The sequence below is a fragment of the Rhodomicrobium sp. Az07 genome (genome assembly GCF_018619475.1).
Classification (GTDB): domain Bacteria; phylum Pseudomonadota; class Alphaproteobacteria; order Rhizobiales; family Rhodomicrobiaceae; genus Rhodomicrobium.
The window spans coordinates 21,342-33,915 of sequence record NZ_JAHFZG010000014.1; the positions used below are offsets into that span (position 1 = coordinate 21,342).

Genomic DNA, 12,574 nt, shown 5'->3' on the forward strand with positions numbered 1-12,574 from the left:
GCTTACCCGCTGATTCGCGCAAGTACGAAAGGTGAACTTTTCTCAGTGGCTTATGCGGCCTGAGCCCACGACGCAGAAAGTAACTCCGCCTGCCTAAGCACGGTCTGAACCGCAGAATCCTGCAAATCTGGCGGATATCCATACTTGCGGAGGATCTTTTTCACGAGCACGCGGAGACGCGCACGCGCGGCGTCGCGATGCATCCAGTCGACCGTGATATTGGATTTGAGGCTGTTGAGGAGCTCAAAGGCGATGACCTTCAGCTTCGGCTCGCCCATGAGTTCCCGCGCGCTCTGGTTCTCGGCCAGAGCGTCATAAAAAGCGATCTCCTGTTCATTAAGGCCCGTCTCCTCACCACGTTGACGCGCTGCCTTGATGTCCTTGGCGAGCTTGATCAGCTCTTCCAATACCTGCACCGTCGTGAGGGCGTTGCTGTGGTAGCGCGCGATGGCTTCCTCCAGCCGCTCTGAAAACGCTTTCGAGAGGGTAGCATTGACCCGCGCCTGCGCCCGGACTTCCCCATTTATAAGCTTACGCAGGGCCTCCAGCGCGAGGTTCTTCTTGTCCAGGTTCTGGACCTCGGCCAAAAACTCATCCGAAAGGATGGAAATATCCGGGGTCTCCATCCCGACGGCGCCCATGATGTCCACGATTTCCGTCGAGACAACCGCCCGGCTGAGTATCTGCCGGATGGCGAGTTCCCGATCGGCCAGGCTCTTCCCGGTGCCGGGGGTGCTTTTGCTCAGCGCCACCCGAATGGCCTGGAAGAAGCCCACTTCATCCCGTATTTCCTGAGCCTCCTCACTCGCAGCGGCCAGCGCATACGCCTTTCCCAGATTCAGCACCACATCGTCGAGGCGCCGGAGCGCTCGTTTCTTACCCTCTTCGGTGGTTTCGCGCGCGGCATCGCGTTGCTGGAGGCCGAGGACCCAATCTATCGCCCCGGCCATCGTCGCCAGGCGCAGTTTAGCGCTGCCGTCGACTTCCAGCGCAGGCCGGTAATCGAAGCCGCCCGCCGTATCGGGCTGGAACATCGCCCGCACGATCTCGTACTTCTCCTGCATCACGGCGACGGCCTCGCCTTCGTCGATGCCGACCTGCGTGCGGTCCTGCGTGGAGTATTGATTCAGTGCCGATTTGAGGTTCTGCGCAATGCCGATGTAATCGACTATGAGCCCGGCGGGCTTGTCGCGGAACACCCGGTTGACCCGCGCGATGGCCTGCATCAGGCCGTGTCCCTGCATCGGCTTGTCGATATACATTGTGTGCATGCACGGGGCATCGAAGCCGGTCAGCCACATGTCGCGTACGATGACGAGCTTCAACGGATCGTCAGCTGCCTTTGCACGCTTGGCGAGGAGGTCACGCCGGGCTTTGGGCCGTTTCCCGATATGGGGCTGGTAGGAGGCCGGATCGGAGGCCGCTCCCGTCATCACGACCTTGATGGCCCCCTTCTCATCGTCATCGCTGTGCCACTCAGGGCGCAGCTTGACGATCTCCTCATAGAGGGCGACGGCGATGCGGCGGCTCATGCAGACAATCATCGCCTTGCCGTTCAGGGCCGCGACCCGCTCTTCAAAATGCTTGACCAGGTCAGCCGCGATCAGGCGGAGGCGTTTCGGCGCACCGACGACTTCCTCCACCGATGACAGCCGCTTGCTGAGGCGCGCCTCATCGGCTTCGCTAAGGTCCTCGGTCTCTGCAGCAACTGCTGCGTCAATCGTCGGCTTCTCGTCTTCTGCAAGCTCCACCCGCGCCAGACGGCTCTCGTAGTAGATGGGGACGGTGGCGCCATCCTCGACGGCACGGCTGATGTCGTAAACGTCGATGTATTGGCCGAAGACCGCCGGTGTGTTGACATCGGTCGCTTCAATCGGGGTGCCGGTAAAGCCAATGAAGGAGGCGTTCGGCAATGCGTCCCGCAGGTATTTGGCGAAGCCGTAGGAAATCTCGCCGGTCTTGGCCGCGACCTTGGCTTTGAACCCGTACTGGCTGCGATGCGCTTCGTCGGCGATGACGACGACGTTGTGGCGGTTTGTGAGCAGCGGAAAATCCCGCTCTCCGTCTTCCGGCGAGAACTTCTGGATGGTGGTGAAGATCACCCCACCCGATGGCCGATCAAGCAAGTCCCGAAGCTTCGCCCTGGAATCCGCCTGCACCGGCGTCTGCCGCAGCAGCGCCTTGCACATGGCGAATGTGCCGAGCAACTGATCGTCGAGATCGTTGCGGTCGGTCAGCACCACGAGCGTCGGGTTAGCGAGCGCGGGGTGCTTGATGATTTGCCCGGCGTAAAACGCCATGAGGAGGCTCTTGCCGGAGCCCTGCGTATGCCAGATGACGCCGATGCGGCGATCCCCTTCCGGCCGCGTCGCGGCCACCGTGCTCTTCACGGCTTCGCGCACAGCGTGGAACTGGTGATAGCCCGCGAGGATCTTCACCGTCTCGCTCTGGCCGTCCTTCGTTTCGATCTGCCCGAAGACGATGAAATCGCGCAGCAGGTCGAGGAAGCGCCTTTTCTCGAAGACGCCCTTGAGGGTGGTTTCAAGCTCGGGTGTGCCCTTTGGCGCCACATCCTGGCCGTCGATGGTCCGCCACGGCATGAACCGCTCGCGGTCGGCGGTGAGCGACCCGACGCGCGCGTTCAAACCGTCCGAAATCACAAGCGCGGCGTTGATGCGGAAAACCGACGGGATCTGCGCCTTGTAGGTCTGAAGCTGGTTGAACGCCCCCTCAAGCGTGGCGTTCTCATCGCCGGGGTTCTTGAGCTCCACGACGGCGAGCGGCAGGCCGTTGATGAAAATCACCACGTCGGGACGGCGGTTGGCCTTGTTCTCGATGACCGTAAACTGGTTCACGGCGAGCCAGTCGTTTGCCTCCACATCATCGAAATCGATCAGGCGGACGGCATCGCCCTTGAGGACGCCGTCTTCGCCGTAAAACTGGACCGGCACGCCCTCAATGAGAAATTGATGCAGGCGCTGGTTTTCGTCGATGAGGTCCGGGTATGCCGCCTGCTGGAGGCGGCGCAGGGCGTCGTCGCGCGCGTCGGGCGGGATGGCGGGGTTGAGCCTTGCAATGGCGCTCTTGAGGCGCGCAAGCAGGAACACGTCGCCATAGCTGAGCCGTTCAGAAGCGTTGGTATCGGGAGCGATTTCGGGGCCGGGCCTGTAGCCGTAGCCAAGCTCCTGCAAATAGGCGATGGCTGCTTCTTCGACGTGGTTTTCGTTGAAGGTGCTCATGCTGCTGCCTCCACAAGCTTCTCCGCTTCGCGAAGGTGGATTTCGCCGGACATCAGTTTGGGGAGAAGGAGATCGCGGGTTTGAGTCAGTGAACAATTTTCATTTTGATTCAAAAGAATCCTCATGAACAGTGGCTCAACGACTTTCTCAAATTTATTAAGCATTTCTGAGGAAGGCACAGTAAGCGTCGCTGCTTCGATTGTACGAGTTGTTATGGTGTCGAACACGGAACCATGCGCGTTGAATACGAGTTCATCGACCAGGAAGCTAAATGCACAGTAGATGAAAAATGGACGCCCGGAGGCCAATGCATAGCACGTCTGGTTCATCGCCATATCGCCGCCGAACATACAGTAACGGCCGGTTGTGGCTCCTCTTGCGACCATCACCGTTGCGAATCTTGGGATTATTCGCGTTGCGCTGTTTTCGAGACCGGCCTCAGTAATTGAGCGCTCGGTTTGAATTAAATATGTATTTGCACATTGACTAACATCTTTGGCGCTAGCCCATTGTATAGAGCCGTTCCAGTAAGCTGACTCGTCCGTTTTTGGAGTTCCGCCCGAAACAAGGCGAGCTTGGTTGAGAAGGCGGTCGACAGCCCACCCTTCCGGCTTGCCGTCATCGACGAGCTTGTCAGGGAAGAGCGCCCACAGGTCGGGGGCAAGATAAGGCGCGCGGCCTTCCATCTTGGCGCGCGTGGGGCCGAAATCGACGAACCAATCCTTGAAGATCGCCCGCGCCATCGCCTCCAGCGTTTCGTTCATCCGCCGGTTCAGCTCGATCTTGTCGTCAAGGGCACTCAGAAACGATGCAACAATTCGTTGTTCTGCGTAGGGAGGAAGTGAAAAAGAAAATGATCGAATAATCCCTTCATTAAGGTTGGGCATTGTCGCCCCAATCGCATGAAACTTGAGCCATTGAATTGATTGAGGGTTGGCCAGCACATGGGAAAGATATTCCCCATCTAAAATACGGGAGTTTTCGTTTACTCGAAGTCGAATAGCTCCGGTTCCGCACACAAAGCCATCCTCAGCGTCACGCACGTAGCCGATATGTCCTGTCGCCTGCACACCGCGACGAGCAAATAGGATATCTCCGCGCATCAATCGATGGCGGGAAAGCTCTCCCGCTTTATGAGGCGTAATCTTTGGCAGTGAAGATAAGTCTATCCGTCGGTTTCGAATAGCTTCTGTCGGAACGACAGGTATTCCAAGATCTGTATAATCATGTGCATGGAGCTGGGAACCGAAAGGTCCGGTTTGAAGCTCTACCAGTCCTTGTTCACAAAGGGATCCTATTGTTATAACGTGACGCCCCTCCATCACCGCCCCCCCGACACATCTAGAAAGAGCCGCACGAGAGGCGCGTTGATGTAGTAGTTCGCACGTCCGGCATGATGTTTGTCCACAAACCCGTGTTCGGCCAGAGTATCCAGATACTTGGCCGCCGTCTGCCGGGTCACACCGAGATCCGCCACCACGAACTCAATTCGCGTATAGGGGTGGCGGAACATGTTGTTCAGCAGGTCCTGCGAGTAGAGCTTCGGGAGCTTGTCCCGCATCCGGTGTTTCACGTCAGCCATCTGGCTGCGAATGCCTTCGATCAAGGCGAGTGTGGTCTGGGCCGTCACCGCAACCGCCTCCAGCATGTAAAGCACCCATGCTTCCCAGGCGCCCTCGTCGCGAACGGCTTGCAAGAGGCGGTAATAATCATCCTTGGTCCGGGTGATGTGTCGGCTGAGATAAAGGCTTGGGATATCCAGCAAACCGGCGCGCGTGAGGTAGAGCACATTTAGAATGCGCCCGATGCGGCCATTTCCGTCCGAAAACGGATGGATGCTTTCAAACTGGTGGTGGATGAGCGTCATCTTGATCAGCGGATCAAGCGTGCATGCCTCGTCGTCATTGATGAATCGCTCCAGCGCGGTCATGTGAGCCACGATCTCATTGGCGTCTTGCGGCGGCACGTAAACGGTATCGCCGGTCCGGTCATGCTTAAGGGCGGTACCCGGCGTCGTCCGAAAACCGTCGTCGCGCCCCTTCAGGAGGCGGTACATCGCGATCAGCGTATTGTTGGCGATGACACCATGTGTCCGATGCAGGCGGTCAAAACCCAGCTTCAGCGCGTCGCGATAGAGCGCGACCTCCTTGGCTGCCGGGGAGTCCGGTCCTTCCGGAAACAATTCTGCCTGAAATAGCTCGTCCTGCGTGGTGACGATGTTTTCGATTTCCGAACTTGCCTTTGCCTCCTGCAAGGCGAGCGTATCGATAAGGATGCCCTGATTGGGGATAACAGCCGCGCGTCCCTTAAGCTCCGCCAAAGCCCGATTGGCTTTCGCCAACGCCTTCAGGACCGCCACGGTTTCAAGTTCCACGGGCGGGGGCAATGGAGGAATAGAGTACGTCGGTTTTAACATGTCGGGTCTTATATGTTAAAGAAACGGGCTTTTGTTAACATGTCAGCGGGATATGTCAGGGAATAGCGGCTTCGTTGACACATCACGGCCTCACCAACGTCAGACGTTCTCGGATGGTCGCCGTCAAAGCCTCGCTTTCCGCAAACTGCTCCTCCAGCCTGGCCTGAAGCGCCGCGAAACGCTCCTTGAAGGGCACCTCGTCGTCTTCGGCATCCGCCGCGCCGACATAGCGGCCGGGGGTGAGCACGAAGCCGTGGCCCTTGATTTCTTCCACCTTGGCGGATTTGCAGAAACCCGGCTCATCGACGTAATCGCCCGCCCCGTCTTCCCCGCGCCAGGCGTGGTAGGCTTTCGCGATCCTCTCGATGTCGTCGTCCGAGAACTCCTTGCGCGTGCGGTCCACCAGCGTGCCGAGCTTGCGCGCATCGATGAACAGCACCTCGCCGCGCCGGTCGCGGAAGCGGCCGTTCCTCTTGTTTCGCGCCAGAAACCAGAGACAGGCCGGGATCTGCGTCGAGTAGAAGAGTTGCCCCGGCAGCGCGATCATGCAGTCGACTACGTCCTCCTCGACCATTGCCTTGCGGATGTCGCCTTCGCCGCTCTGCATGGATGACATGGAGCCGTTGGCCAGCACCACACCAGCGGTGCCGCTTGGCGCAAGCTGCCAGAGGATATGTTGAAGCCACGCATAGTTGGCGTTCCCGGCTGGCGGGATGCCGTATTTCCAGCGGGGGTCTTCCTTCAGGCGTTCGCCGCCCCAGTCCGACACGTTGAACGGCGGATTGGCGAGGATGAAGTCGAAGCGCTTGTCGCGCCACTCGTTCTTGAGAAAGCTGCCTTCATTGTTCCAGGCGATGCCGCTGGCGTCGATGCCGCGCACCGCGAGGTTCATCTTGGCGAGGCGCCAGGTCGTGTAGTTGCTTTCCTGCCCGTAGATTGCGAGGTCGCCGATGCGGCCGCCATGCGCCTTCAAGAAGCGCTCAGCCTGGACGAACATGCCGCCGGAGCCGCAGCATGGGTCATAGACGCGCCCTTCGATCCCCTTCGCCGGGTTGGGGAAGGGTTCGAGCATCTCCACAAGCACGCGCACGACCGAGCGGGGCGTGTAGAATTCGCCGCCGCGCTTGCCTTCCGACCCGGCAAATCCGCCGAGGAAATATTCGTAGACGCGCCCGAGGAGATCGCGGGCCTGCCCCGCTTCCTGATGCAGGGCTATCCCGGAAATCAGGTCGATCAACTCGCCCAGCATGATCTTGTCGAGAGCCGGACGGGCATAATCCTTGGGCAGAACGCCTTTCAGTGTCGGGTTGGCATTTTCGATGGCACCCATCGCATCGTCGATGAGCTTGCCGATGGTCGGGAGCTTGGCGTTAGCCTGCAAATGCGCCCAGCGGGCCTCCTTGGGCACCCAGAAGATGTTCTCGGCCAGATATTCGTCCTGATCCTCGGCCGTGGCCGGATCGTCGGCGAGAAGTTCCGCATGCTTGGCTTCGAACCGCTGCGAGATGTGGCGCAGGAAAATGAGTCCCAGCACAACGTGCTTGTAATCGGAGGGCTCAAGGTTCTTGCGGAGCTTGTCGGCCGCCAGAAAGAGCTGGGCTTCAAAGCCGAGATTGGCGCCATTGCCGTTCTTTGCTTTGGCAGATCCGTTTGGTTTCCGAGCCATAGCCTAACAGTATCACCTTTGTTCAATGCGTTGAAAATAGTTATGCCATTTCTGGCAGAGGTTAAGATTCCCGGCAAGGGCCTGGCAGCAATTATCCTGTCGGCTTCCCCTCTCATTCGGCCCCGATCAACGGCGCTTCCGCCCAACGGCGAGCCGCGCGCGAGCCCGCCGTGTCCCCTTCCCGCCGGACCTGCCCGGCTTTCCCCAGCGCCTAAGCCCTTCGGCGGCGCCCCGCAAGGGGCAAGCCCTCCGCTGACGCGGCCCTGACGGGTGCGGGTCCCCGCGCGCGCGGGCTTTCCGGGGCGCGGAGCCGGGCAATCAGGCCCGGCGAAGGAAAGGACACCTTCCATGACCCGCGCCGCACCCTCCCTCGACGTCTACCAGGCCGTCACCGACCGCATCGTCGCCGCCCTTGAATCCGCCGGGGAAGCCTCCCTGCCGTGGCATCGCCCCGGCCTCGACAGCCTCCTGCCGAAGAACGCCTCCACCGGCAACGGCTACCGGGGCATCAACATCGTCTCCCTGTGGGCCGAAGCCCAGCTTGCCGGATACACCCGCAACCTTTGGGCCAGCTACCGGCAGTGGCAGGAGCTCGGAGCCCAGGTGAAGAAGGGCGCCAAGAGCTCCATCGTCATCTTCTACAAGGAGTTCGAGGTCGAGCCCGAAACCGCCAACCCCGATGACGACGGCAAGCGCCGGGTCGCCAAAGCGAGCCGCGTGTTCAACGCGAGCCAGGTCGAGGGGTTCGAGCTGCCGCCCATGCCGGAAGACCTCGGGCCGATCGCCCGCAATGCCCGTGCGGATGAGGTGGTTGCCGCCACCGGCGCCGACATCCGCCACGGCGGGGAAGCGGCCTATTACCGCCCTTCCGCCGATTACATCCAGATGCCCGAGGAAGGGCTGTTCATGGATACCGCCCATCGGTGCCGGTCGGAGGCATACTATTCCGTGCTGTTCCACGAGCTCGGGCACTGGAGCGGTGCCGAACGCCGCCTCAATCGCAAGCTCGGCAACAAGTTCGGGTCGCCCGACTACGCCCTGGAGGAGCTGATTGCGGAGCTGACGAGCGCCTTCCTCTGCGCCGAGCTCCGGTTCTCCCCGCAGCCGCGTCCCGACCACACGCAGTACATCGCGAACTGGCTCAAGGCTCTGAAATCCGACAAGCGCGCCGTGTTCACCGCATCCGCGCGGGCCGCCGAAGCCGCCGCTTTCCTCGTGAAGCCCTCCTCGTGAGGGCTAATCTTTGGCATCTACATAGAATCTGGATTAATTCGCTATAAAATCGCTCTCATCCACCATAACTTATGGGCTCACCTAAACGATTATGGGCGCGCCCATAATTTATGGAGCGGCCTCAGGTTTTCGGCGACAGGTTGAATCATAACACCCTGAGCTTGACCAGACCTATCGCTGTGCGGGACCGCATCAAGGCAGCAGGTGTGCGCGGTTTTGAACAGCGTTCTCATGCCGGACCAGTCACCGGCCGGTGAATACCCCGAGCGTAAGGTCGGCAGTGCTGGTTCTCGGACCACGCCTTGAATAAGACCTCGTTCAACCCGGGCCATCGAAGCCCCCGCGTTCTTTGTGAGGCCTCTTGGCGCCCGCTGTGAGCCTCAACAGGAGGTGCGGATGGATGCGTCCGCAAGGGCCGCAGTCAACTACCCGTCAACTACGAAGTTTTCGGGTAAACGGTTGTTGTACCATCAAAAAAATACGAGAGCGCGGCCGGGCAGGAGGCAAAGCGGGTTTACCTGTCAACTAAGGATGATCGTGCCCAATGTGGGATATATTTCATGAGCTTGGGCGCCGCATGCTCGTCATATGGCAATATTTTCCTGGCATCTAACGCCTCTTTGATAAACCTGGAGGCCTGAGCCTTATTGCCCTCTTTGATCCCAAAACGCTCCCTGAGGCTCGTGTTGGTCATGAAGTCATGGCTCACATATCGCAGCGAGGCATGCTGATAGCAGGCTCGGATGCGATCAAGCTTGTCCATTTTCGTCAACGGACGTTGGGCAAACAGTACGGCGATTGTGCTTTCACCACGTGCTTCGAAAAGAGCGGCGGGGAGCTGATAGAACTCGATCTCAAACACAACCTTATCGATGCCGCTACCTCGTTCTTCGCAAATACCGAACCGTCTCATCAAGGCGGCAAGCTTTTCGTTTCGTGAGCGCGGGGGGATGTCCAGAAATCGCTCCGGCGCAATCAGGGGAACACCTGGATTTGAAATCTCCATGCGATCATCGAAGATCTCCACCATAGGCCCAGTGCCTGTGACCATGAAGTCCTGATGAATGAGGGCGTTTGCGACCAACTCCCGAACCGCCAAGGCGGGAAACATCGGCACGACACTCCGCAATGCTTTCCCAATCACCTCATTCGTGGGCAACAGGCCGTTAATGAATCCTATGAGCCCCTCGAACCCGCTTGCATAGCCCTTCGCTCCAACCTGCTCCTTCAGGGTTTCAACGCGATTGGTTCCCTTATAAACGACCACGCGCATCGCTTTGCGACCGAGGCCGGGAAAGTCGGCCAGACGCTTGGCGAGAAGGATCGCACCGAGGTTTGTGATATTCCAGCTCCCTCCTTCGGCACGAATGATAAGGGCATCAGACTCTAGCGTTTCGAGAATACCGGATTTTCCCTCCGGCAGCGGTCGCTTAAGAAGCTCAAAGTAGGCCGGATAATCCAACATCTGAAGCACGTCATCCGCACCAATGGCAGAAGCGGCATGCAAGTCCTCAAAAGTAGTTCCCTCGAAGATGCGCCAAAGCATCCGCTCCTTTTCAGGGAATTCCTTAAGCTTTTTCTTTTGGGAGCCAATTCGGATGTATTCTTGCCCCTGGAACTGTACCGGCTGACCAAAGGCCCGGGGAATTTCAAGGAGTGTTACATTCTTGCCGTCGATAGAGATCTCGCAAAACCGTAAGTTCAAGCGCGGAGTGAGGAGCCGTGACAGCCAATTCTCAAGCGCTTCACCGCCCTTTTTTGCGGTCCGATATTGAAAGCCAGTGCCCACAATGTCGTGCGTCCCATCTTCGATTCCCCACAACAGATATCCAAACGGCTTATCAACTAATGCCGCCGAGTTTGCCAGCGCGGAGACGTACTCCCCTATCTCGTCTGGGTTCTCGTTATTGTGCTTGAACTCGGCCCATTCGGTTTCTGCAGGCAAAGCGCATAAATCGCGAACGAGATCTGTTAATTGTGCCGAAGAGCGGCTGCGGCTCATGCGTTTTTATTTCCCGTTGTCCCCTGTACAGTGGTGACGAGTCGCTTCCGAATCTGTCCCAAGGCGATGCATCATCCGAGCTGAGTCCCCATGATGCAAGTCTGTTGCCCGTAGAAAGTGCATACACCGAAATGGGTGCTGCAATTTAGGGTCAGCAGAGGCGCCCCTCTCCTACCTTCCCATTTATCCAGAACGCCGCTCATTCGGGCTCCGGCATGCCATACCCCCGAGGAAGAGCGTGGTGCGTCCGGCTGCCGATGCCCTGACGGGATCTCCTTTGGCGAGGCAATCCTCCCCAAGCGGCCTTGAAATGTCGGGTGGTCTGGACCCCGGCGCGTACCAGCCAAGGGGTTTCCCCAGCTTCCGCGCTACGCTTGTGCAGCCGGGCGATGCCCCTCCCCGTTGGCAGGCCCGCTCATGGCCGGTGTCCCTCTCCTTACCCGACAGGCCGCAAAGGGTGCGGTCTCGAACCAAAAGGAGAAACCCATCATGAGCAACAAGCAGCAACCCGGAAGAAAGCCCACCCACGGCGTCTTCCACATCCGGGGCGAAGGCAAGAGCGCCTACTGGACGAAGATCGGCGCCGCCTGGATCCACGAGGACGGCGAGGGCCTGAACCTCAGCCTCGACTTCATCCCGACCGATGCCAGCGGACGCCTCGTCATCCGCGCCAACAAAGCCGACTCGCAAACCCAAGGGGAGGCCGCCCGATGAGCCGCAGCGACTACGCCTTCCTCGCCGACCAGTTCCCGGAGTTCAGGCTCCGGGCACGCAGCGACCAGGAGCTGGAGGACCTGCTCGATGCCTGGTTCGCCCACGACCACCTCGACGATAATCCCGTCTACAGCTGGAACGACGACGAAGGAGACGCCCAATGAGCCAGATCAAGAACTACACCGTCGCGATGATCATGTGGGAGACCTGGAACATCTGCGTCGATGCCGCCTCGGAGGATGAGGCCAAGGCGCAAGCCCGGGCCTCTTACGAAAGGCACGGTCGTGAAGAATTCTCCTGCCAGGCCAGCGGCGTCGACGGTTTCGAGATCATTGACGAACAGGAGGCCGACGAATGAGCACCGTTAATCCCTCCTGCAAGGACTTCACCATCATCCTGTACGAACGGAACGTGTTTCAGTTCACGGTCAGGGCCGAAGACGGGGACGTTGCCGAAGACATCGCCCTGGAAACCTACTACGGCTGGTCGGAAGCCGACCGCGCCCGATACATCTCCGATGAACAGGGCGGCGTGGAGCTGAACATCGAGGAGGCCGCCCAATGAATACGCCTCGCCTCCTCCTCCCCCACGAGCTGCGCACACGCCATCTCGTCACCGAAACCGCCCGCGCCTTCCGGTTCGGACCAAGGCTGCATCCCAACCGGGCTGCCTATGAGTTCTACCCGACGCCACCGGAGGCAACCCGCGCTCTTCTCTCGGTGGAGCGCTTCGACGGCCCCATCTGGGAGCCTGCGTGCGGAACCGGCTGGATCTCGACGGAACTGATTGCTGCCGGGTACGACGTCGTGTCCACCGACCTGGTCGATTACGGTTACGGCGAACCGGGCCGGGATTTCCTTGCCGAACGGAAGCCGCTGGCGAAGCACATCGTCACCAATCCACCCTACGGGCGCGGGCTTGCCGATATGTTCGTGAAGCACGCGCTGGAGCTGACCGCCGAGAGCGGGGGCACGGTCGCGATGCTGGTCAACCTCCTGAGCCTTTGCCATCCCTTGCGCCACGACTTCTATGTCGGCCATCCCCCAGCGGTCATCTATGCGCTCGATGAATGCACCTGCTGGCCCTACGGCGATCCGTCCCAAGCCACCACGAACATCGCGAAGCAACGGTATTGCTGGCTGGTGTGGAAACATGAGCATGCCGGGGCGACGGAGTTCCGGTGGCTGCGGGTGAGCGAGTTCGCACCCCCGTAATGAGAAAGCCGGTGAGAACCGGCTTTCCTGTAGTTGGGTTATGGGAGGCGAGAGAATTGCGACTGGCGGGGCTTCTGCAAAGCAGGGCAC

The 12,574-nt window shown here is 59.6% G+C and carries 11 protein-coding genes; 6 read left to right on the forward strand and 5 right to left on the reverse strand.

Going from position 1 to position 12,574, the window contains the following annotated elements:
* Positions 1–50: 50 nt before the first annotated feature.
* From KKP04_RS11195 to KKP04_RS11210, 4 genes are all read right to left on the reverse strand, one after another.
* Positions 51–3,239 carry a type I restriction endonuclease subunit R gene (locus KKP04_RS11195; protein ID WP_215031008.1) on the reverse strand — a complete coding sequence of 1,063 codons (3,189 nt, stop codon included), beginning with the start codon at positions 3,237–3,239 and terminating at the stop codon, positions 51–53.
* Positions 3,236–4,561: a restriction endonuclease subunit S gene (locus tag KKP04_RS11200; protein ID WP_215031011.1), complete on the reverse strand. Its 1,326-nt coding sequence runs from the start codon at positions 4,559–4,561 to the stop codon at positions 3,236–3,238. The genes KKP04_RS11195 and KKP04_RS11200 overlap by 4 nt, the downstream gene beginning before the upstream one ends.
* Positions 4,561–5,655 carry a Fic family protein gene (locus tag KKP04_RS11205; RefSeq protein WP_215031013.1) on the reverse strand — a complete coding sequence of 365 codons (1,095 nt, stop codon included), beginning with the start codon at positions 5,653–5,655 and terminating at the stop codon, positions 4,561–4,563. The genes KKP04_RS11200 and KKP04_RS11205 overlap by 1 nt, the downstream gene beginning before the upstream one ends.
* Before the next feature lie 82 nt (positions 5,656–5,737).
* Entirely contained in the window at positions 5,738–7,321 is a 1,584-nt protein-coding gene (locus KKP04_RS11210; protein ID WP_215031015.1) for a class I SAM-dependent DNA methyltransferase, read from the reverse strand.
* Between the two features lie 348 nt (positions 7,322–7,669).
* Here KKP04_RS11210 and KKP04_RS11215 point away from each other — a divergent pair, with 348 nt between their 5' ends.
* Entirely contained in the window at positions 7,670–8,554 is an 885-nt protein-coding gene (locus KKP04_RS11215; protein WP_215031025.1) for an ArdC family protein, read from the forward strand.
* A 514-nt stretch (positions 8,555–9,068) separates the two neighbouring features.
* On the opposite strand, the gene KKP04_RS11220 is transcribed toward KKP04_RS11215, so the two are convergent.
* Positions 9,069–10,556 carry an ATP-binding protein gene (locus tag KKP04_RS11220; protein WP_215031028.1) on the reverse strand — a complete coding sequence of 496 codons (1,488 nt, stop codon included), beginning with the start codon at positions 10,554–10,556 and terminating at the stop codon, positions 9,069–9,071.
* 489 nt (positions 10,557–11,045) lie between these two features.
* Here KKP04_RS11220 and KKP04_RS11225 point away from each other — a divergent pair, with 489 nt between their 5' ends.
* From KKP04_RS11225 to KKP04_RS11245, 5 genes are read left to right on the forward strand one after another with little or no spacing between them, the layout of a single operon-like run.
* Entirely contained in the window at positions 11,046–11,270 is a 225-nt protein-coding gene (locus KKP04_RS11225; protein ID WP_215031031.1) for a hypothetical protein, read from the forward strand.
* Complete coding sequence (locus KKP04_RS11230) at positions 11,267–11,434, forward strand: hypothetical protein (RefSeq protein ID WP_215031034.1); 168 nt, start codon at positions 11,267–11,269, stop codon at positions 11,432–11,434. The genes KKP04_RS11225 and KKP04_RS11230 overlap by 4 nt, the downstream gene beginning before the upstream one ends.
* Positions 11,431–11,628 (forward strand): hypothetical protein, encoded by a 198-nt coding sequence (locus tag KKP04_RS11235; protein ID WP_215031039.1) that lies wholly within the window; start codon positions 11,431–11,433, stop codon positions 11,626–11,628. The genes KKP04_RS11230 and KKP04_RS11235 overlap by 4 nt, the downstream gene beginning before the upstream one ends.
* A complete protein-coding gene (locus KKP04_RS11240; protein ID WP_215031041.1) occupies positions 11,625–11,834 on the forward strand; it encodes a hypothetical protein in 210 nt (69 codons plus the stop codon). Before KKP04_RS11235 ends, KKP04_RS11240 begins: the two co-directional genes overlap by 4 nt.
* Positions 11,831–12,484, forward strand: a complete 654-nt coding sequence (locus KKP04_RS11245; RefSeq protein ID WP_215031044.1) for a hypothetical protein — start codon at positions 11,831–11,833, stop codon at positions 12,482–12,484. Before KKP04_RS11240 ends, KKP04_RS11245 begins: the two co-directional genes overlap by 4 nt.
* The last annotated feature ends 90 nt before the right edge of the window (positions 12,485–12,574 follow it).

Excerpts from the sequence above, each read along its gene's own strand:
- KKP04_RS11195 (WP_215031008.1), bottom strand. The coding sequence starts at position 3,239 with ATGAGCACCTTCAACGAAAACCACGTCGAAGAAGCAGCCATCGCCTAT.
- KKP04_RS11200 (WP_215031011.1), bottom strand. The coding sequence starts at position 4,561 with ATGGAGGGGCGTCACGTTATAACAATAGGATCCCTTTGTGAACAAGGA.
- KKP04_RS11205 (WP_215031013.1), bottom strand. The coding sequence starts at position 5,655 with ATGTTAAAACCGACGTACTCTATTCCTCCATTGCCCCCGCCCGTGGAA.
- KKP04_RS11210 (WP_215031015.1), bottom strand. The coding sequence starts at position 7,321 with ATGGCTCGGAAACCAAACGGATCTGCCAAAGCAAAGAACGGCAATGGC.
- KKP04_RS11215 (WP_215031025.1), top strand. The coding sequence starts at position 7,670 with ATGACCCGCGCCGCACCCTCCCTCGACGTCTACCAGGCCGTCACCGAC.
- KKP04_RS11220 (WP_215031028.1), bottom strand. The coding sequence starts at position 10,556 with ATGAGCCGCAGCCGCTCTTCGGCACAATTAACAGATCTCGTTCGCGAT.
- KKP04_RS11225 (WP_215031031.1), top strand. The coding sequence starts at position 11,046 with ATGAGCAACAAGCAGCAACCCGGAAGAAAGCCCACCCACGGCGTCTTC.
- KKP04_RS11230 (WP_215031034.1), top strand. The coding sequence starts at position 11,267 with ATGAGCCGCAGCGACTACGCCTTCCTCGCCGACCAGTTCCCGGAGTTC.
- KKP04_RS11235 (WP_215031039.1), top strand. The coding sequence starts at position 11,431 with ATGAGCCAGATCAAGAACTACACCGTCGCGATGATCATGTGGGAGACC.
- KKP04_RS11240 (WP_215031041.1), top strand. The coding sequence starts at position 11,625 with ATGAGCACCGTTAATCCCTCCTGCAAGGACTTCACCATCATCCTGTAC.
- KKP04_RS11245 (WP_215031044.1), top strand. The coding sequence starts at position 11,831 with ATGAATACGCCTCGCCTCCTCCTCCCCCACGAGCTGCGCACACGCCAT.